This window comes from Citricoccus sp. GCM10030269, assembly GCF_042665635.1.
Classification (GTDB): domain Bacteria; phylum Actinomycetota; class Actinomycetes; order Actinomycetales; family Micrococcaceae; genus Citricoccus.
Map to the genome: position 1 here is coordinate 166,022 of NZ_JBHTCV010000005.1, position 19,452 is coordinate 185,473.

The following is a 19,452-nucleotide window of genomic DNA, read 5'->3' on the forward strand; positions in this document are numbered from 1 at the left end:
ATCCCGGTGAACCGGGACCGGAAGGACCTCCGTGCTGCGTACCCACCAGTTGGGCGAACTGAACGCCTCGCTCATTGGACAGACCGTCACCGTCGCCGGATGGGTGGCTCGCCGTCGAGACCACGGTGGGGTGGCATTCGTGGATCTGCGGGATGCCTCCGGCTTTGCCCAGATCGTGGTGCGGGAGGAGGAGGACTTCGATCCGCTGCGCAACGAGTTCGTCCTCCAGGTCACCGGCACGGTCGAGCGTCGACCGGAGGGCAATGAGAACCCGAACCTGCCCTCCGGTGAGATTGAACTCGTCTCGGACACAGTGACCGTGCTGAACACGGCCGCACCCTTGCCGTTCCAGGTGGACGAGCACGTCGAGGTCGGCGAAGAGGCTCGTCTCCGGCACCGCTATCTGGACCTGCGTCGCCCGGAACCGGCCCGCATCATGCGCCTGCGCTCCGAGGTGAATCGCACCGCTCGCGAGGTGCTGCACACCGAGGGGTTCACCGAGGTGGAGACGCCGACCCTGACCAGGTCCACCCCGGAAGGCGCCCGTGACTTCCTCGTCCCGGCGCGACTGGCCCCGGGACAGTGGTACGCCTTGCCGCAGTCCCCGCAGTTGTTCAAGCAGCTGCTGCAAGTCGGCGGCATCGAGAAGTACTTCCAGATCGCCCGCTGTTACCGTGACGAGGATTTCCGAGCGGATCGTCAGCCCGAGTTCACGCAGCTGGACATCGAGGCCTCGTTCGTGGAGCAGGACGACATCATCGGCCTCGGCGAGAAGATCGCGCAGTCCGTCTGGTCGCTGGTCGGGGTGGACGTCCCGACGCCGATCCGCCGGATGACGTATCGCGAGGCCATGGAGAAATACGGTTCGGACAAGCCCGATCTTCGCTTCGGGCTCGAGCTGACCGATCTGACCGAGTACTTCAAGGACACGCCGTTCCGTGTGTTCCGGGCCCCCTACGTGGGGGCCGTGGTGATGCCCGGCGGCGCCTCCCAGCCGCGCCGCACCCTGGACGCCTGGCAGGAGTGGGCCAAGCAGCGCGGAGCCAAGGGCCTGGCCTATGTGCTGGTGCAGGACGACGGCTCCCTCACCGGGCCGGTGTCCAAGAACATCTCCGAGGAGGAGAAGTCAGGCCTGGCTGCGGCCACCGGCGCCAGCCCGGGCGACTGCATCTTCTTCGGTGCCGGCGAGGCCCGTGATGCCCGCGCCGTCCTCGGCGCTGCTCGGGTGGAGATCGGTCATCGCGTGGGACTCATCAAGGACGCCGGTCCGGACGTGCCGGCCTCCGAGGCCGACTGGGCCTTCGTCTGGATCGTGGATGCTCCCATGTTCGAACCCGCCGCGGACGCCGTGGCCTCGGGTGACGTGGCCGTGGGAGCGGGCCAGTGGACGGCCGTGCACCACGCCTTCACCGCACCGAAGCCCGAGTTCGCCGAGACCTTCGATACCGATCCCGGTTCGGCCCTGGCCTACGCGTACGACCTGGTGGTCAACGGCAACGAGGTCGGTGGCGGCTCGATCCGTATCCACCAGGAGGCAATGCAGGAGCGGGTCTTCAAGGTCATGGGACTGTCCGAGGAGGAGGCCCAGGAGAAATTCGGCTTCCTGCTCGAGGGCTTCAAGTACGGTGCCCCGCCGCACGGGGGCATCGCGTTCGGCTGGGACCGCATCGTCGCACTGCTGGCCGGGACGGATTCCATCCGCGACGTCATCGCGTTCCCCAAGACCGGCAACGGCTATGACCCGCTGACGGCGGCTCCGGCCCCCATCACGGCGCAGCAGCGCAAGGAAGCCGGCGTCGACGCCGAGCCGGAACCGAAGACCGGGACGGACCAGGCCTGAGGTGAGCGCTCCTCAGGACCCACGGGAAGGCCGGCGCGAGAACATCCCGCCGACAGCGGTGCGCCTGCTGCCCGTCATCCTGGTGACCTTCGGTCTGAACATGCTCATCGACCAGACCACTGACTGGCCGATGCTGCTGCGCTGGCTGGTGGCCCTCGGCGGCGGCATGGTGGTGCAGATCATCGTGGTCCGGGTGTGGGCGTCCCGGCAGCGATGACCGGACCTCACCGCTGCGGCGCCGGCAGATCCCCCGTGTCCACCCACACGGTGAACGGGCCGGAATTCACCAGGGCGACCTCCATCATGGCGCCGAACACGCCACGCTCCACGTGTACCCCGCAGCGTTCGAGCTCGGCGATGAACCTCTCGTACAGCGGTTCGGCGATCTCGGCCTTGGCCGAGCGAGTCCACGAGGGCCGACGGCCCTTGCGGACGTCGCCATAGAGCGTGAATTGGCTGACCACCAGGGCCGGTGCGCCGGCGGAGATCAGGGATGCCTCGTCGTCGAGCATCCGGAGGTGCGCGATCTTTCCGGCCAATTGCACGGCTTCCGCCTCGGTGTCCTGGACCGAGACCCCGAGGAGCACCACCACACCTGGGGAGTCCAAGGCGGAGACCAGCTCCGATTCAACGGTGACGGACGCTGATGACGCTCGCTGCACGACGGCTCTCATACGTTCCATTGTGGTCCACGGCTCTGTGGTGCCCGCGCCGGTGTCCGTAGCCGCTACTAGGCTGGACCGGTGAGCGATTTGTTCAGTGTGTTCGGCGGCGCCGACGAGCATGAACCTGACGAGGCCGACGGTACGCCCGGCGACGGCGCCTCTTCCGGGGGGCGTGAGCGTCCGAGCGCGCCGCTGGCCGTGCGCATGCGACCGCGAACGGTGGACGAGGTCGTCGGCCAGCAGCATCTGCTGCATGTGGGGTCGCCCTTGCGCAAGCTGGCCGAAGCGGAACGGGGCGGGCGAGGCGCGCGGGGCGCCGGGCCGTCGTCGTTGATTCTCTATGGGCCGCCCGGCACGGGCAAAACCACCCTGGCGACGGTGATCGCCCGGGGACCGGACCGGAGGTTCGTGGAGCTCTCCGCCATCAACGCCGGGATCAAGGATGTCCGCGCGGTGATGGACCAGGCCCTGAATGAACGCGACCTCTACGGCCGGACGACGGTGCTGTTCCTGGACGAGATCCATCGCTTCAACAAGGCGCAGCAGGACGCGCTGTTGCCGGGTGTCGAGAACCGCTGGGTCGTCCTCGTCGCGGCAACCACGGAGAACCCCTCGTTTTCCGTGGTCGCGCCTTTGCTGTCTCGCTCGCTGCTGCTCACGCTCAAGCCTCTGACCGACGCGGACATCGGGGGACTACTGGATAGCGCCATCATCGATGAGCGAGGACTCCATGGCTCCGTGGTGATCGAGGACGACGCGCGGGACTACCTGGTGCGCATGGCCCAGGGCGACGCGCGCCGGGGACTGACCACTCTGGAAGCCAGCGCGGGCGTGGCACTGGATCGATGGGAGGCGGCGGAAGACGCAGAGCGGCCCGAGCGCCCGACCATCACGCTGCAGGACGCCGCGCAGGCGATGGACCGGGCTGTTCTGCGGTACGACAAGGCCGGCGACCAGCACTATGACGTGATCAGCGCCTTCATCAAATCTATCCGCGGCTCCGACGTGGACGCCGCACTGCATTACCTGGCCCGGATGCTGGAGGCGGGGGAAGATCCGCGGTTCATTGCCCGTCGGCTCATCATCTCGGCGTCGGAGGACATCGGGATGGCCGACCCGACGGCGCTGCAGACCGCCGTCGCGGCTGCGCAGGCGGCTCAGCTCATCGGCATGCCTGAGGGCCGAATCGTGCTGGCCGAAGCCACCGTTCACTTGGCCACGGCTCCGAAGTCCAACGCCTCGTATGCGGCTCTGAATGAGGCAGTGGCGGATGTGCGTGCCGGGCTCTCGGGCGAAGTCCCGCTCCACCTGCGGGACGCTCACTATCCCGGTGCCGCCGGCTTGGGCCACGGTCAGGGCTACCTCTACGCACATGACGCGCCGCATTCCGTGGCTCGGCAGCAGTACCCGCCGGATCCGTTGCGGGGGAAGGACTACTACCGGCCCACACGCAACGGAGTCGAGCGGAATCTGGGAGAGCGGGTGCAGCAATTGCGGTCGATCGTCCGGGGAACACCCCACGACGACGGCGAGGCGGCGGACTAGACTCAGACCGTCCGTACCGTTGCCCTTGTGGGCCTGAGAACAGGAGCACGCCTCGTGACGACGCCCGCGAACCAGCCCCCGAACAATCCTGGCCACCGGATCGTGCCGGACACGACGGAGATCGACTACCGCGTCCTGAAGACGGTGCCGACCTATGACCAGGCTCAAGAGCTGGTGGACCGGCTCTCGGATGGCGGATTTCCGGTGGAGAAGACCCGGATCGTGGGCACGGGACTGCGCTCGGTGGAACAGATCACCGGGCGGATGACCACGGGCAAGGCCGCCCTCCGCGGTGCCGTGAGCGGACTGTGGTTCGGACTGATGATCGGCCTGTTGTTCATCATCCTGGCTCCGGATGCCGGCTGGCCCGTCATTCTGCTCATGGCCCTGGGCTTCGGCGCCATCTGGGGTGCCATCTTCGGGGGACTGGGCCATGCCGCGACCCGCGGCCGGCGGGACTTCTCCTCCGTCCAGGTCATGGAGGCCGAGTCCTACGACGTCCTGGTCGAGGCCACGCACGTCGGCCAGGCGGCCAGGGTGGCCGAGGGTCAGCCCATGACGGAGAATCCAGCGTAGACGGATGGTAGACTTTTCTGCTGTCTGGCAAGTGCCGCCAGTATTTCCCTGCCCTCGACCGGTCTTCCGGTCGCGGATGGGGTCCCGTCCGGTGGTCGACCGTCGTCTCGGTTGGTCTCGCAGCGCGGCACTGTAGCAATGACGGGCAGCGGCATGCCCCTCAGCTCTCCGATGGACGCCCGGAGGCCAGGTTCCGGTCCCTCCTTGTCACACCGTGTGTATTCGCACGTCCGTGTCAGGACCGGAGACAAACCAGAATCGTGCCGCCTGACAAGAAAGGTCCATCGTGGCTTCAAACCTCCGTACCCGCCGTACCGTGCGCCACTCGCGCGCCCTCGGCATCGCCCTGACTCCCAAGGCCGAGAAGTACATGGAGCGCCGTCCGTACGGTCCCGGCCAGCACGGCCGCGCCCGTCGCAAGGCCGACTCCGACTACTCGGTTCGGTTGAAGGAAAAGCAGCGCTTGCGCGCTCAGTACAACATCCGCGAGGCGCAGATGCGCCGCTACTTCGAAGAGGCCAAGCGCACCTCGGGCCTGACCGGTGAGAACCTGGTCGAGCTGCTGGAGATGCGTCTGGACGCCCTGGTGCTGCGGTCCGGGTTCGCCCGCACCATCGCCCAGGCCCGCCAGATGGTCGTGCACCGCCACATCATGGTGGACGGCGCCCGCGTCGACCGCCCGTCCTTCCGCGTCAAGGAGGGCCAGATGATCCACGTGCACAGCCGGTCCGAGAAGATGGTTCCCTTCCAGATCTCGGCCACCGGTGCCCACCAGGAAGTTCTGCCGGCCGCACCGGGGTACCTGGATGTCGAGATCGACAAGCTCCAGGCCAAGCTCGTGCGTCGCCCGAAGCGCTCCGAGGTCCCCGTGACCTGCGAAGAGCAGCTCGTGGTCGAGTACTACGCACGCTGATGTCGTGACGCATCGAAACCCGGCCTCCCCACGGGGGAGCCGGGTTTCGTCGTTTAAGGCCGCAGCGTTCCCTGTCTCGTCAGCGGCACCGGTAGGGTGGAGCAGTCACTGAACCGAAAGGATCTCCCGTGATCAAGCGCGTCATGCTGATGGGTGTCGGTGCCGCCGCGGGCTGGCTGGGACACGCCGCGTTCCGCAAGGGCCGCGACGTTGCCGCCCTGAAGGCCGAGGAAGCCCTCCGCACCACCCTGCATCCGGAGAACATCGGCCGCACCGCCGGACAGGCAGCGGCCACGGCACTGGCCGCCAGCGCCCGTTCCTTTGCGTATCAACTCCGCGAAGAGGTGCCCGCCTGGAAGACGATGTCCTCCTCGCTGGCCGATCCCGCGCCACGGTCCACCGCGAGTGACGCGCCGGAGGCCGGACAGACCACCATCCCGGGTACGGCCACCGACGGTCCCCAGGGTCCCGCGCACTGAGCGCTCTCCTCGCTCCGCCGACTAACGAAAGAAGCCCCAAAGCAGTCATGAAGTCCCAGGACATCGCCAGCCGCTGGCTGAACTTCTTCGCCGCAAAGGACCACACCGTCGTCCCGTCGGCCTCTTTGGTCTCTCCGGACCCGTCGCTGTTGTTCACCATCGCCGGCATGGTCCCCTTCATCCCGTACTTCTTGGGCCAGGAGCCGGCACCGTACCAGCGGGCCACCACCGTCCAAAAGGTCATTCGCACCGCCGACATCGAAGAAGTCGGCAAGACCGTGCGTCACGGCACGTTCTTCCAGATGTGCGGCAACTTCTCCTTCGGCGACTACTTCAAAGAGAAGGCCATTCCCTACGCCTGGGAGCTGCTGACCACCGCCCAGGATCAGGGCGGCTTCGGTCTGGACCCCGAGCGCCTCTGGGTGACCGTCTACGAAGAGGACGACGAGGCGGAACGGATCTGGCGCGAGGAGGTCGGTGTTCCGGCCGAGCGGATCCAGCGCCTGGGCAAGGCGGACAACTACTGGCACACCGGCCAGCCCGGCCCCGGAGGCCCCGATTCGGAGATCTTCTACGATCGAGGCCCCGCGTACGGCCGGGAAGGCGGTCCGTCGGCGGACGACAACCGGTACATGGAGATCTGGAATCTGGTCTTCATGCAGTACCAGCTCTCCGCGGTGCGCAGCGATGTCGACTTCGACGTGGCCGGCGACCTGGAGCACAAGAACATCGACACCGGCCTGGGCCTCGAACGTCTCGCCATGATCCTGCAGGGCGTCGAGAACATGTACGAGACGGATCAGGTCCGCCCCGTGCTCGACCGGGCCGCCGCCCTGGCCGGCAAGGAGTACTCCTCCACGGAGGATCCGGATGATCCGCACTACACCGACGACGTGCGCCTGCGCATGATCGCCGACCACGTCCGCTCAGCGCTCATGCTGATCAGTGACGGAGTGGTGCCGGGCAACGAGGCCGGGGGGTACGTGCTGCGTCGGCTGATCCGACGCTCGGTCCGCGCGATGCGACTGATGGGCGTCACCGAACCGGTGCTGCCGGAACTGCTGCCGGTGTCCCGGGACGCCATGAAGGGCACCTATCCGGAGGTCGAGCGCGACTTCGACCGTATCTCGCGCATCGCCTACAACGAGGAGAAGGCGTTCCTGCGGACCATCGCCGCCGGCACGGCCCGGATGGACTCGGCGGTCGCCGCAGCGAAACGAGGTGGCGAGAACACCGGAATCTCGGGCTCGGACGCGTTCGAACTGCATGACACGTACGGATTCCCCATCGATCTGACGCTGGAGATGGCCGCAGAGGCCGGCGTCAGCGTCGATGAGGCCGGATTCCGCGAGCTGATGGCTGAGCAACGAGACCGAGCCCGCCGGGACGCCAAGTCGAAGAAGACCGGCCACGTCGACTCAGCGGCCTATCGCCGGCTGCAGGCCCAGGGCGAGACGGTGTTCACCGGCTACACCGAGCACACCACCGAGTCCCGCGTCCGTGGCCTCATCGCCGACGGCCAGGAAGTTCCCGTGGCCCACGCCGGTCAGGAACTCGAAGTCGTGCTGGACGCCAGCCCCTTCTATGCCGAGGCCGGCGGCCAGGCGGCCGACACCGGACGCATCACCGGCGACGGATTCGTCTTGGACGTGCTCGACGTCCAGTCTCCGGTCAACGGTCTGAGCGTCCACCGCGTGAAAGTCGCCGAGGGAGAAGTCCCTGCCGGCGCCACCGCCGTCGGGGCCATCGATCTGCAACGCCGACTCGATGCCCAGAAGGCCCACACCGGAACGCATGTGGTGCACGCTGCCCTGCACGAGATCCTGGGCCCCGAGGCCACTCAGTCGGGTTCGTTCAACAAAGAGGGCTACCTGCGTTTCGACTTCCGATGGGGCGAAGCCATGTCCGACGCGGCCCGCTCCGAGGTGGAGGAGGTCTCCAACCTGGCCATCCGGGACAACTATCCGGTCATCACGAAGGAGATGTCATTGGCCGAGGCTCGCGAACTGGGCGCCATGAGCCTGTTCGGCGAGAAATACGGCGATCGAGTGCGCGTGGTCGAGGTCAACGGGGCCTGGTCCCGAGAGCTCTGTGGTGGCACGCATGTCGGCGCCACCTCGGAGATCGGGACTCTGACCCTGCTCGGTGAGCAGTCGGTCGGCTCCGGCAACCGGCGCGTGGAGGCCCTCGTCGGGCTGGACGCCTTCCGTCATCTGGCCGCCGAGCGCACCCTGGTCAACGAGCTGACCTCGATGCTCAAAGTCCCTGCCGACCAGGTCAAGGACCGGGTGGCCGGCACCCTGACGCGGCTCAAGGAGATCGAGAAGGAACTGGCCGCGGCCCGGGCCTCCCAACTGCAGGCCGAGGCCGGCCGCCTGGTGCAGGAGGCGGTGGACGTCGAGGGCACGGAGGCGACCGTCGCCGTCCTGGCGCACGACGCCGGCCCGGTCGGCTCGGGTGACGATCTGCGGTCGCTGGTCCTGGACCTCCGGTCCCGGCTCGAGAACCGCTCCGGAAACGCGTCCGGAACACCCGTCGTCGTGTCCATGGCCGGCAGCGCCAAGGGCCGCCCACTGGTCGTGGTCGGCACCAATCAGGCCGCGCGCGACGCCGGGCTCAAGGCCGGCGTCCTGGTCAAGACCGCGTGCGGAGTCCTCGGTGGCGGCGGTGGCGGCAAAGACGACCTCGCCCAAGGCGGAGGTCAAGAGGTGGCTAAGGTCGCAGAGGCCCTCGACGCTGTGCGCGGCGCGGTCCGAGCGACGGTCGGGGCCGCGGTCGCGTGATCGACACCAGGCACACGGCCAGCGACGCCTCCACCGGCCCCGAACGCGGGGTCCGGTTGGGTGTGGATGTCGGCAAGGCACGCGTGGGACTCGCCGCCTCCGACCCGGACGGCATCCTGGCCACGCCGGTGACCACGCTCACGAGAGATCCCCGGAAGGGCTTCGACCGTCGCATCATTGTTCGCGAAGCTCTGGGCCGGGAGGCCGTCGTCGTCTACGTCGGCCATCCGGTCAACATGCAGGGGCGTTCTACGGCCTCGACCGAGGACGCCGTGCTGTACGCGGAGGCCCTGGCCACAGACCTCCACGAGGCGGGAAGCACCGCGCGGGTACAGCTCGTCGACGAGCGTCTGAGCACCGTGACCGCCCATCGACAACTGCACGAATCCGGCCGCGGAAGCCGGAATCGCCGGGAGGTCATCGATCAGGTGGCGGCAGTCCAGATCCTCGAGCAGGCGTTGAATATGCAACAATCACTCCAGCGGGACGCAGGGCGCCCCGTCGTCGTGCGTGCCGTAGAAGGAGAGGATGGGACTCGTGGCCGATCTGACTCCTGAAGGCCCCCGGGACGGAGAGCCCGCCGGTGAGCAGGGTCGGCCAGAGCCCCGTGACACCGGTCAGTCCGATAGACCTCTCACCCGGCGCGAGATCCGCCGCCGAGAGGAAGCCCAGCGGTCGGCTGACGAGTCCGGGAACGCCGGCGAGGCCCCCCCACCGGAGGGACCGGTCTTGGACGAGGACCGCCGCGAGTATCCGGAGCTCTACGAGACCGCTGATGACAGCGTGGGCACTCCGGTCACCGTGCGCCCGGCCAGCCGCAAGGGCTACCAGACCATCACGGTCAACCGGGCCCGTGCCATGGATGCCGAGCAGAAGGCCAAGCGCCAGGCCCGTCGCCGTCGCCGCCGTCGCCGCAACATCGTCATGGTCACCGCGTTCGGCGTGTTCGTGCTGCTCGTGGCCGGACTGTCCCTCGGTGTCCGGGCGCTGCTGCCGGACCCGGGAGGAGACGACTATCCCGGTCCCGGCGGCGCAGAGGTGACCTTCACCGTCAACGAGGGGGAGGGCGCGCTGGCCATCGGCAGTCGACTCGCCGAGGAGGACATCGTCGCCAGCAGTGACGCCTTCATCGAAGCGGTCAACCAGTCGCGGTCGGAGAACTCCATTCAGCCGGGCGACTACCCGCTGCGCAAACAGATGAAGGCCTCGGATGCCGCAGCGATCCTGCTACGTGAGGGGCAGGGCCAGGTCCACTACGTCGCGGTTAATCGGGGCATGCGCCTCAATGAAGTCATCGACGCGGTCAGCACGTCCACCGGGATACCGGTTCAGGAGCTCAGGGAAGCCTCCGAGAACCCCGGCGAGTACGGCCTGCCCGAGGACGCCCCGACGGTGGAGGGATACCTGGCTCCCGGTGAGTACCGCTTCCCGGTGGACTCCGAGGTGGATGACATCTTCTCCATGATGATCGAGCCGACCATGGAGAAGCTCGACGGGCTGGGGCTCAGCGACGAGGACGAGCAATTCCGTGCGGTCACGATCGCGTCCATCCTCGAGGCGGAGGCGCTGACCAAGGACTATCCGACCGTGGCGGGAATCATCGAGAACCGTCTGCACCCGGACAACCCGGAGACCGACGGCAAGCTGCAGGTCGACTCCACGGTGATCTATGGCCTGAATACGCGCCGGCTGCAGTTCTCGGAGGAGGAGAAGACGGACGCGAGCAACGAGTACAACACCTACGAGCATCGCGGTCTGCCTCCGGGCCCCATCGGCGCCCCCTCGACCGAGGCGCTGGAGGCAGCGGCCAACCCCCAGGACAACGACTACTACTACTGGGTCACCACCAACATCGAGACCGGCGAGACCAAGTTCGCCGAGACCTATGAGCAGCACCAGGTGTACCAGCAGGAGTACCGCGATTACTGTGCGGAGAACCAGGATATCTGTGGTGGCGGCTGAGCTGGTCGCCGGAGTTCTCGGCCATCCCATCTCGCATTCGAAGTCCCCGGCCCTGCACAGAGCGGCCTACCGTGTGCTGGGCCAGGACGTCGACTACGGCGCCCATGACGTCACGCCCGAGCAATTGCCCGCCTTCATGGACGGGCTCCAGCGCGCTCGACGCACGGGGGAGACCGATTGGCTCGGGCTGTCCGTGACCATGCCGTTGAAGTCTCCGATGATGTCTCAGGTGGACCGCTATTCACCGCGCGTCGAGCGACTCGGTTTCCTCAACACGGTGGTGTGGGACGAAACCGGAACCTCCACGGCGTACAACACGGATGTGGACGGCATCGTCGAGTCCCTGGTGTTCGCCGGATACCACCGGGACGTGTCCGGGGGACGAATGGGCGTCCTCGGGGGAGGAGGCACCGCCGCGGCAGCCATTGCTGCGGCGGCGCTGCTCGATCTCGAGGGAGTGGATCTGTTCGTCCGGACCCCGTCCCGGGCCGCCGAGCACGCCGACCTGGCGGCCGGATACGGCCTCGACCCGGCGGTCCACCTCCTGGAGGACTTCCCGACGTCGGCACCCGGGTTCCGCGCCGTCGTCGCGACCCTGCCCCCGCGGGCCGCAGACCCGGTGGGCGAGCATCTCCGTGTTGCCGCCAGCAAGGAGACGCTGCCGCCGCTGCCGCCGCTGCCGCCACTGCTGGACGCCGCGTACGATCCGTGGCCTTCGGAGCTGGCCACAGCGTGGGAGTCTCGCGGTGGTCAGGTGGTCAGCGGACTGGAGATGCTGCTGTACCAAGCCGTCGAACAGGTCCGTCTCTTCACCGGCCGACTCGACACCGCAGTTCCCAACACCGCCGATGCCAACACCACCGGACCACGCGCCGACAGGGACTGGGCTCCCGTCGTCTCCGCGATGGCGGCGTCCCTCGGCCTGCCCGCACGCTGAATGCCCGCATCACAGGTTCACACGGACCGGGATGCCGGGCCGACCGTGAGAGAATCGAGCCCATGGTGCGCTGGTTGACAGCGGGCGAATCACATGGGCCCGCACTCGTTGGAATCATCGAAGGAATGCCCGCGGGCATCCCCCTGAGCTCTTCGATGGTGCAGGACGCTTTGGCGCGCCGCCGCCTCGGCTACGGCCGGGGAGCCCGGATGAAGTTCGAACAGGACCAGGTCACCCTCGTCGGCGGCGTCCGCCACGGGTACACACTGGGCTCTCCGGTGGCCATCGAGATCGCGAACACCGAATGGCCCAAGTGGGAGAAGGTCATGTCGGCAGATCCGGTCGACCAGTCCGAGCTGGACGGTCTGGCCCGCAACGCCGCCCTGACGCGGCCGCGACCGGGCCATGCTGATCTGGCCGGCATGCAGAAGTACGGTTTCGACGAGGCTCGGCCTCTGCTGGAGCGCGCCTCCGCCCGGGAAACCGCCTCGCGAGTCGCCCTCGGAACCGTGGCCTCGTCCTTCCTGGCCGAGTTGGGCATCCGGACGGTGTCCCACACCACCGCCGTCGGCACCGTGTCCGTCCCCGAGACTGCCGAGCTGCCGGGCCCCGATGATGTCACCGCGCTCGACGCCGACCCCTTGCGTTGCTTCGACCGGCCGACCTCCGAGGCCATGGTGGCCGAGGTCGACGCCGCTCACAAGGAGGGCGAGACCCTCGGCGGAGTGGTCGAGGTGCTGGCCTATGGCGTGCCCGTCGGCCTGGGCAGCCACGTTCACTGGGACCGCCGTCTGGACTCGCGACTATCCGGAGCGCTGATGGGGATTCAGGCCATCAAGGGCGTGGAAGTCGGTGACGGATTCACCACCACCGTCCGCCGCGGTTCGGCCGCCCACGACGAGATCATCCGAGGCGAGAACGGCCGTCCCGACCGCGGCACCAACCGCGCCGGAGGCATCGAGGGCGGGATGAGCACCGGCGGCGTCGTTCGCGTGCGCGCCGGGATGAAGCCCATCGCCACCGTGCCCCGCGCCCTGCGCACCGTGGACACCGCCACCGGTCAGAACACCAAGGCCCATCACCAGCGCTCCGACGTCTGCGCGGTCCCAGCGGCCGGTGTCGTGGCCGAGGCCATGGTCACCCTGGTGCTGGCCCAGGCGGTGCTCGAGAAGTTCGGCGGAGACTCCGTGAGCGAGACCAAGCGAAACCTGGACGCCTTCGTCGCGGCGCTCGAGCCCTTGCCGGAGCCGGACTCCGGCGCCACCGCCGAGCGGGCCGCGGCAGCGATGGGCGATCCGCTGCAGTGAGCTCGGGGACCGCTGGTCAGCCCCCCGGCCGGCGCATCGTGCTCGTCGGTCCCATGGGCTCGGGGAAATCCACCGTCGGCGCCACGCTGGCCGGTCGTCTCGGCATCCCCAGGCTGGACGCCGATGAACTGTTCGCCTCCCTCCATGGACCGATCCCGGAGTACTTCGCGCGGAACGGCGAACCGGCGTTTCGCCAGGCGGAGGAGGACGTCATCGGCGACGTGCTCTCTCGGGCCGAACCCTGCGTCCTCTCGCTGGGCGGGGGAGCGGTGCTGGGCGCCCGCACCCGGTCGCGACTGGCCCACGACTCGCATGTCGTGTACCTCACGGTCGATGAACAGACGGCACTCGAGCGGCTCGACGGCGGCACCGGCCGGCCCGTACTGGCCGGAAACCCCGGCCGCAATTGGCGGCGCATCCTCGCCGAACGGCACGGCCTGTACCGTGAGGTCTCGCAGTGGACCGTCGATACCACCGGCCGGACCACCGAGGAGCTGGCCGAACACATCGCTCGCCTCGTCAGTGAGGCCGAATCATCATCCCCGAACACAGGAGTGACCCGTCCATGACCGAATCGACATCCTCGCCTGAGCAGAGGGAAAGCGCCGATCACACGGAAGGCGCAGGGCCCGACGACGCCACGGTCATCCCGGTCTCCGGCGGTTCCGGAGCCGGCGCCAGCGGTGGGTACGACGTCGTCGTGGGCCAGGGACTGCTGGGACGGCTGCCGGACATGCTCGGCCCGGCCGTCCGCCGGGTTCTCGTGGTGCATCCTCGCGCCTTGAGAGCAACCGGCGACGTGGTCAAAGCCGACCTCGAGACCGCCGGTTTCACGGCCTTGACGGCCGAGATCCCGGACGCCGAAGAGGGCAAGCACGTTCAGGTGGCGGCCTTCTGCTGGCAGGTCCTGGGTCAGAACGACTTCACCCGGTCCGACGCAGTCGTCTCCGTCGGGGGCGGCTCCGTCTCCGACGTCGCGGGTTTCGTGGCTGCCACCTGGCTGCGCGGGGTGCGCGTGGTACACATCCCCACGACCCTGCTGGGCATGGTGGACGCCGCCGTCGGCGGCAAGACCGGCATCAACACCGCCGAGGGCAAGAACCTGGTCGGCTCGTTCCACCCGCCGGCCGGAGTCCTCGCCGACCTGGACACCCTGCTGACCCTGCCGCGAAACGAACTGGTCTCCGGACTGGCCGAGGTGGTCAAATGCGGGTTCATCGCCGATCCCGAGATCCTGCGCATCATCGAGTCCTCACCGGAGCAGGCTCAGAACCCGCATTCGGATCAGCTGCGCGAGCTCATCGAGCGCTCGATCTCCGTCAAGGCCCGGGTCGTCTCGGACGATCTCCGCGAGGAGGGGCTGCGCGAGATGCTGAACTACGGTCACACGCTGGCCCACGCCATCGAACTGGCCGAGCGTTATCAGTGGCGTCACGGCGCCGCCGTCTCCGTGGGCCTGGTGTTCGCGGCCGAGCTGGCCCGCTCCGTGGGTCGACTGGATGACGCCACCGCTGACCGCCACCGGACGATCCTGGAGTCCCTGGGCCTGCCGACGTCGTATGTCCGGGACCGCTGGGAGACGCTGCTGGACGGCATCCGCCGGGACAAGAAGAACCGCGGGGATCAGTTGCGTTTCGTCCTGCTGGACGGGCTGGCCAAGCCCACGACCTACGATGTTCCCGACGCCTCCCTGCTGTTCGCGGCATACCAGGAGATCGCCGAGTGACGGTATCGCCTAGAATGGGCGACTGGACTTCGAGCGAAACCTGCCGACGCACCCTGACTGGCTTCACATCGGCCAGCGACTGACAGACGGAGAACGACAGTGGCAACCACCAACGACATCAAGAACGGCACCGTCCTGAAACTGGACGGCCACCTGTGGAACGTCATCGAGTTCCAGCATGTGAAGCCGGGCAAGGGCGGGGCGTTCGTCCGGACCAAGATCCGCAACATCGGTACCGGAAAGCTCGTCGACAAGACGTTCAACGCCGGCGCCAAGATCGAGACCGCGACGGTGGACCGCTCGGACTACGAGTACCTCTACCAGGACGGCGAGGACTACGTGTTCATGGACACGGACACCTACGACCAGATCATCGTCAACCCGGCTGTGGTCGGCAACGCCGCGAACTTCATGCTGGAGAACCAGAAGGTCACCATCGCCATGAACGAGGGCACCCCGCTGTACCTCGACATGCCGCCGTCGGTGGTCCTGGAGATCACCTACACTGAGCCAGGCCTGCAGGGCGACCGTTCGTCGGCCGGCACCAAGCCGGCCACCTTGGAGACCGGTTACGAGATCCAGGTGCCGTTGTTCGTCGAGCAGGGCACGAAGGTCAAGGTGGACACCCGTACCGGTGACTACCTCGGCCGCGTGAACGACTGACGGGGCGACTGACTCACTGTGAGCGCACGAGGCAAAGCCCGGAGGCGCGCACTGGACATCCTCTTCGAGGCTGAACAGCGCGCGACCACACCGGATGAGGGTATTTCCCACCGTCGGACCTCGACGGAACAGGTCATCAATCCGTACACGGTCGAGATCATCCACGGCGTGATGGCCGAACAGGAGCGGATCGACGAGATCCTGTCGTCCTACGCCCAGGGGTGGACCCTGGAGCGCATGCCGGCCGTGGACCGCTCGATCCTGCGCATCGGGGCCTGGGAATTGCTGTTCAACGAGGACATTCCCGACGGCGTCGCCGTCGCCGAGGCCGTGACGATGGCGAAGGAGCTCTCGACCGAGGATTCGCCCGACTTCATCAATGGTCTGCTGGGCCGTATCCAGCAGCTCAAGCCGACGCTCTTGGGCTGACTGCCGGGCTGACTCACTCGGTCCGGCGGGCCGGGACGGCCGCGGTCCGGTGGTAGTGTTGACGCCGGACCAAACACACCCCGACAGGGTTGCGTTTCCTTTAAATTCCGTCCTGTGAGGCGGGGAAGGAGGCTGGTGTTGGCACTGCTCACCAAGACGGTGATGTCGGCCGCGGACATCGACCGGGCATTGACCCGGATCGCGCACGAGATTCTCGAAGCCCACCGCGGTTCACAGGGTCTGGTGCTGCTGGGCATTCCCCGGCGCGGAGTTCCCCTCGCCGAGCGACTCTCCCGCAAGCTCTCTCAGATCGATCCCGCGTTCAACGCCGACGCATCGACCGGCGAGCTCGACGTCACCCTGTATCGGGACGACCTGCGTCGGTCCACGACCCGCATGCCGTCGCCCACTCGCCTCCCCGATGCAGGGATCGACGGCGCCACCGTGGTGTTGGTCGACGATGTGCTGTATTCCGGACGCACCATTCGCTCTGCTCTGGATGCCCTGAACGACTTCGGCCGGCCCGCCGCGGTTCGACTGGCCGTGTTGGTGGACCGCGGTCACCGGGAACTGCCGATCAGAGCTGACTACGTGGGCAAGAACCTGCCGACCTCCACCTCCGAGCGCGTCCAGGTCCGTCTGGTGGAGATCGACGGGCCGGACGGCAGCGGCGAGGTGAGCGAGGACGCGGTGTCCATCGCTGAACAGGGGGCCGGCCGGTGAAGCACCTGTTGTCCGCCCAGGACCTTTCCCACACCGACGCTCTGCAGATCCTCGACACCACCGAGGAGATGGCCGCCGTCTCCGGTCGCGAGGTCAAGAAGCTGCCGGCACTCAGGGGGCGCACCGTCGTCAATCTCTTCCTGGAGGACTCCACCCGCACCCGGATCTCGTTCGAGGCGGCGGCGAAGCGACTCAGCGCCGACGTGATCAATTTCTCCGGCAAGGGCACTTCGGTGTCCAAGGGCGAATCGCTCAAGGACACCGTGCAGACGCTCGAGGCGATCGGAGCGGACGCGATCGTCGTGCGCCATTGGGGTTCGGGCGCCGCCGCACAACTGGCCGCGTCGGGGTGGATCCAGTCCAGTGTGATCAACGCCGGGGACGGCACCCATGAACACCCCACTCAGGCCTTGTTGGATGCCTTCACCCTGCGCCGGCACTTGGCACAACGCCACGGCCGCGATCCGCACGGCACCGACCTGACCGGGATGAAAGTCGTGATCGTCGGGGACGTCCTGCACTCACGGGTGGCTCGGTCGAATCTGTGGTTGTTGACGACGCTCGGGGCCGAGGTGATCGTCGCCGCCCCACCGACCCTCGTGCCCGTGGGCGTGGACGACTGGCCGTGCACGGTCACCTATTCCCTGGACGAAGCCCTCGCTCAGGCACCAGACGCCGTGATGATGCTCCGCGTTCAGTCGGAGCGCATGCACGACGCCTTCTTTCCCTCGGCTGCCGAGTACACCCGCTCCTGGGGACTCACGGATGAACGCCTCGCCGTGCTGGAGGCCTCGGGCGTCGACGACGCCGTGATCATGCACCCCGGGCCGATGAACCGCGGACTGGAGATCTCCGCCGCAGCGGCCGACTCGGCCCGCAACACGGCGCTGGAACAAGTCGCCAACGGCGTCTCCGTCCGCATGGCCGTTTTGTACCTCGTACTGTCCACCCCTCGGCAGGAGCCCGTCGCATGACCACCACCGCCCAGCGTCACCTCATCACCGGCGGCACCCTGCCGGACGGCACGGTCGCGGACGTCCTCATCGAGGACGGGCGACTCGCCGCCGTCGGGACCGAGGCCCGCAACCGTGCTGAGGCGGGAACCGAGACCGGAACCGAAACCACAGTGGCCTCGGGCCGGATCATCCTGCCGGGGCTGGTCGATCTGCACACGCACTTGCGTCAGCCCGGACGTGAGGACGCCGAGACCGTGGAGACCGGCACTCGCGCGGCCGCACTCGGTGGATTCACCTCCGTGCACGCCATGGCCAACTCGACGCCGGTGGCGGACTCCGCCGGAGTGGTCGAGCAGGTCTGGCAGTTGGGGCGCGAATCCGGCTGGTGCGATGTCCACCCGGTGGGCGCCGTCACCGTCGGCCTGGCGGGCGAACGCCTGGCTGAACTGGGCACCATGGCCGAATCCCGCGCCCAGGTCAGGGTCTTCTCGGATGACGGTCATTGCGTTTCCGATCCGGTGCTGATGCGTCGCGCGCTCGAGTACGTGAAAGCCTTCGACGGCGTGATCGCCCAGCACGCGCAGGAGCCGCAGTTGACCGACGGCGCCCAGATGAACGAGGGATCGCTGTCCTCCGTCCTGGGACTGGCCGGCTGGCCCGCGGTGGCCGAAGAGGCCATCATCGCTCGCGATGTGCTGCTCACCCAGCACGTCGGGTCCCGGCTGCACGTCTGTCACGTCTCGACGGCCGGCTCCGTGGAGATCATCCGCTGGGCCAAAGAGCGTGGCATCGCCGTCACCGCTGAGGCCACTCCTCACCACTTGCTCCTCACCGAGGAACTCGTCCGGACCTACAACCCCATCTACAAGGTGAACCCGCCCTTGCGCCGCGAGGCCGACGTGATGGCCCTGCGAGAAGGCCTGGCCGACGGGACCATCGACACCATCGGTACTGACCACGCCCCGCACACCGCCGAGACCAAGGAGTGCGAGTGGACCGTGGCGGCCATGGGCATGACCGGCTTGGAAACGGCATTGCCGGTTCTCCAGCAGGCACTGGTGGACACGGGGCTGATGGATTGGGCCGGGATCTCCCGGATCCTGAGCTCGACGCCGGCCCGCATCGCGCGCGTGGCCGACCAGGGCCGGATCTCCGCGGACGGTGTCTTCGAACTCGGCGCACCGGCCAACCTCACCGTCTACGACCCGGCCATCACCCGCGCGGTGGATCCGGAGACGCACGCCAGTAAAGCCCGCAACAGTCCTTACCGTGGAATGGAATTGCCCGGACAGGTCACCGACGTGTTCAATCACGGCCACCCGGTGGTACGGGACCGCGTCTTGGCCACCCCGCGAGTCCAGCCAGAGAGAAAGCAGCATCCGTGAACGACGTCATCGTGCAGTATGCCCTCATCGGGATCGCGACCGTGGCCGTGGTGGTGCTGATCGTCTTCCTGATGCGCCGAGGATGGCGTGCTCGACAAGCTCGGCAGCAGGACGTGGCGGCACCGGCACCCGTGCCGACGGGGATCTTGGAGACGGAACCCGTCGCCGCGAGCGACGGTATGTACGTCAACACCGTGACCACCCGGAACTACCTGGACCGGATTGCCGTGCACGGCCTCGGGCTGCGCACCAACGCCCGGCTGGAAGTGCACACCATCGGAGTGGCGCTGCTGCGAGACGGCAGCCCGAACATCTTCATTCCCGCCGCCGACCTGGTCGAGGCCGGCCTGGACTCCGGGATGAGCGGCAAGTTCGTCGAGAAGGACGGACTGGTCGTGATCACCTGGCGTCTGGGGGGTCGGGAGGTCCGCACGGGCTTCCGCACCCGGGCCTCCCATGACCGCGACCCGCTGCTGGAAGCCCTCGAGTCACTCGTGGACCGGCAAACCCCTCATCACCCTCAGAACCCGCAGAACCCGCAGATGGAGAAATTCTCGTGAGCC

General features: G+C 67.7%; 20 protein-coding genes. 19 read left to right on the top strand and 1 reads right to left on the bottom strand.

Annotated elements, in window-relative coordinates; genetic code table 11:
- Positions 1-31: 31 nt before the first annotated feature.
- Both aspS and ACFQQD_RS07910 read left to right on the top strand, forming a co-directional pair.
- A complete protein-coding gene (gene aspS / locus ACFQQD_RS07905) occupies positions 32-1,840 on the top strand; it encodes an aspartate--tRNA ligase (RefSeq protein WP_378088061.1) in 1,809 nt (602 codons plus the stop codon).
- A 1-nt stretch (position 1,841) separates the two neighbouring features.
- Positions 1,842-2,057, top strand: coding sequence for a hypothetical protein (locus ACFQQD_RS07910; protein WP_378088063.1), 216 nt, complete (start codon positions 1,842-1,844; stop codon positions 2,055-2,057).
- A gap of 7 nt (positions 2,058-2,064) precedes the next feature.
- Here the strand turns inward: ACFQQD_RS07910 and dtd are convergent, their stop codons facing one another.
- The gene (gene dtd / locus ACFQQD_RS07915; RefSeq protein ID WP_378088065.1) at positions 2,065-2,514 is read right to left on the bottom strand and encodes a D-aminoacyl-tRNA deacylase; all 450 of its coding nucleotides are present in this window, start codon (positions 2,512-2,514) and stop codon (positions 2,065-2,067) included.
- A 69-nt stretch (positions 2,515-2,583) separates the two neighbouring features.
- Here dtd and ACFQQD_RS07920 point away from each other — a divergent pair, with 69 nt between their 5' ends.
- The 17 genes from ACFQQD_RS07920 (at position 2,584) to ACFQQD_RS08000 (ending at position 19,449) form a co-directional block, all read left to right on the top strand.
- Complete coding sequence (locus ACFQQD_RS07920) at positions 2,584-4,050, top strand: replication-associated recombination protein A (RefSeq protein WP_378088067.1); 1,467 nt, start codon at positions 2,584-2,586, stop codon at positions 4,048-4,050.
- A gap of 54 nt (positions 4,051-4,104) precedes the next feature.
- On the top strand, positions 4,105-4,626 hold the full coding sequence (locus tag ACFQQD_RS07925; protein ID WP_378088068.1) for a general stress protein: 522 nt from the start codon (positions 4,105-4,107) through the stop codon (positions 4,624-4,626).
- Positions 4,627-4,912: 286 nt separating this feature from the next.
- Entirely contained in the window at positions 4,913-5,539 is a 627-nt protein-coding gene (rpsD, locus tag ACFQQD_RS07930; RefSeq protein ID WP_378088070.1) for a 30S ribosomal protein S4, read from the top strand.
- 128 nt (positions 5,540-5,667) lie between these two features.
- The gene (locus ACFQQD_RS07935; RefSeq protein ID WP_378088072.1) at positions 5,668-6,018 is read left to right on the top strand and encodes a hypothetical protein; all 351 of its coding nucleotides are present in this window, start codon (positions 5,668-5,670) and stop codon (positions 6,016-6,018) included.
- Between the two features lie 47 nt (positions 6,019-6,065).
- Positions 6,066-8,801 (top strand): alanine--tRNA ligase, encoded by a 2,736-nt coding sequence (alaS, locus tag ACFQQD_RS07940; protein WP_378088074.1) that lies wholly within the window; start codon positions 6,066-6,068, stop codon positions 8,799-8,801.
- Positions 8,798-9,358 carry a Holliday junction resolvase RuvX gene (gene ruvX, locus ACFQQD_RS07945; RefSeq protein WP_378088076.1) on the top strand — a complete coding sequence of 187 codons (561 nt, stop codon included), beginning with the start codon at positions 8,798-8,800 and terminating at the stop codon, positions 9,356-9,358. Before alaS ends, ruvX begins: the two co-directional genes overlap by 4 nt.
- Positions 9,339-10,763 (top strand): endolytic transglycosylase MltG, encoded by a 1,425-nt coding sequence (gene mltG / locus ACFQQD_RS07950; protein ID WP_378088078.1) that lies wholly within the window; start codon positions 9,339-9,341, stop codon positions 10,761-10,763. Before ruvX ends, mltG begins: the two co-directional genes overlap by 20 nt.
- Entirely contained in the window at positions 10,753-11,700 is a 948-nt protein-coding gene (locus ACFQQD_RS07955; RefSeq protein WP_378088080.1) for a shikimate dehydrogenase family protein, read from the top strand. The genes mltG and ACFQQD_RS07955 overlap by 11 nt, the downstream gene beginning before the upstream one ends.
- Before the next feature lie 62 nt (positions 11,701-11,762).
- Positions 11,763-13,007, top strand: coding sequence for a chorismate synthase (aroC, locus tag ACFQQD_RS07960; protein ID WP_378088082.1), 1,245 nt, complete (start codon positions 11,763-11,765; stop codon positions 13,005-13,007).
- On the top strand, positions 13,004-13,576 hold the full coding sequence (locus ACFQQD_RS07965; RefSeq protein WP_378088084.1) for a shikimate kinase: 573 nt from the start codon (positions 13,004-13,006) through the stop codon (positions 13,574-13,576). The genes aroC and ACFQQD_RS07965 overlap by 4 nt, the downstream gene beginning before the upstream one ends.
- The gene (gene aroB / locus ACFQQD_RS07970; RefSeq protein WP_378088086.1) at positions 13,573-14,733 is read left to right on the top strand and encodes a 3-dehydroquinate synthase; all 1,161 of its coding nucleotides are present in this window, start codon (positions 13,573-13,575) and stop codon (positions 14,731-14,733) included. The genes ACFQQD_RS07965 and aroB overlap by 4 nt, the downstream gene beginning before the upstream one ends.
- Before the next feature lie 99 nt (positions 14,734-14,832).
- Positions 14,833-15,396 carry an elongation factor P gene (efp, locus tag ACFQQD_RS07975; protein WP_378088088.1) on the top strand — a complete coding sequence of 188 codons (564 nt, stop codon included), beginning with the start codon at positions 14,833-14,835 and terminating at the stop codon, positions 15,394-15,396.
- An 18-nt stretch (positions 15,397-15,414) separates the two neighbouring features.
- Complete coding sequence (gene nusB, locus ACFQQD_RS07980) at positions 15,415-15,825, top strand: transcription antitermination factor NusB (protein ID WP_378088090.1); 411 nt, start codon at positions 15,415-15,417, stop codon at positions 15,823-15,825.
- A 162-nt stretch (positions 15,826-15,987) separates the two neighbouring features.
- Complete coding sequence (gene pyrR / locus ACFQQD_RS07985; protein WP_378090036.1) at positions 15,988-16,548, top strand: bifunctional pyr operon transcriptional regulator/uracil phosphoribosyltransferase PyrR; 561 nt, start codon at positions 15,988-15,990, stop codon at positions 16,546-16,548.
- Positions 16,545-17,522 carry an aspartate carbamoyltransferase catalytic subunit gene (locus tag ACFQQD_RS07990; RefSeq protein WP_378088092.1) on the top strand — a complete coding sequence of 326 codons (978 nt, stop codon included), beginning with the start codon at positions 16,545-16,547 and terminating at the stop codon, positions 17,520-17,522. The genes pyrR and ACFQQD_RS07990 overlap by 4 nt, the downstream gene beginning before the upstream one ends.
- Complete coding sequence (locus ACFQQD_RS07995) at positions 17,519-18,889, top strand: dihydroorotase (protein WP_378088094.1); 1,371 nt, start codon at positions 17,519-17,521, stop codon at positions 18,887-18,889. The genes ACFQQD_RS07990 and ACFQQD_RS07995 overlap by 4 nt, the downstream gene beginning before the upstream one ends.
- The gene (locus ACFQQD_RS08000; RefSeq protein ID WP_378088096.1) at positions 18,886-19,449 is read left to right on the top strand and encodes an ABC transporter permease; all 564 of its coding nucleotides are present in this window, start codon (positions 18,886-18,888) and stop codon (positions 19,447-19,449) included. The genes ACFQQD_RS07995 and ACFQQD_RS08000 overlap by 4 nt, the downstream gene beginning before the upstream one ends.
- Positions 19,450-19,452: the final 3 nt, after the last annotated feature.

Bases quoted from the DNA above. Each gene is read 5' to 3' on its own strand.
- dtd (WP_378088065.1), bottom strand. From the start codon at position 2,514: ATGAGAGCCGTCGTGCAGCGAGCGTCATCAGCGTCCGTCACCGTTGAA.
- alaS (WP_378088074.1), top strand. From the start codon at position 6,066: ATGAAGTCCCAGGACATCGCCAGCCGCTGGCTGAACTTCTTCGCCGCA.
- aroC (WP_378088082.1), top strand. From the start codon at position 11,763: ATGGTGCGCTGGTTGACAGCGGGCGAATCACATGGGCCCGCACTCGTT.
- aroB (WP_378088086.1), top strand. From the start codon at position 13,573: ATGACCGAATCGACATCCTCGCCTGAGCAGAGGGAAAGCGCCGATCAC.
- pyrR (WP_378090036.1), top strand. From the start codon at position 15,988: ATGTCGGCCGCGGACATCGACCGGGCATTGACCCGGATCGCGCACGAG.
- ACFQQD_RS07995 (WP_378088094.1), top strand. From the start codon at position 17,519: ATGACCACCACCGCCCAGCGTCACCTCATCACCGGCGGCACCCTGCCG.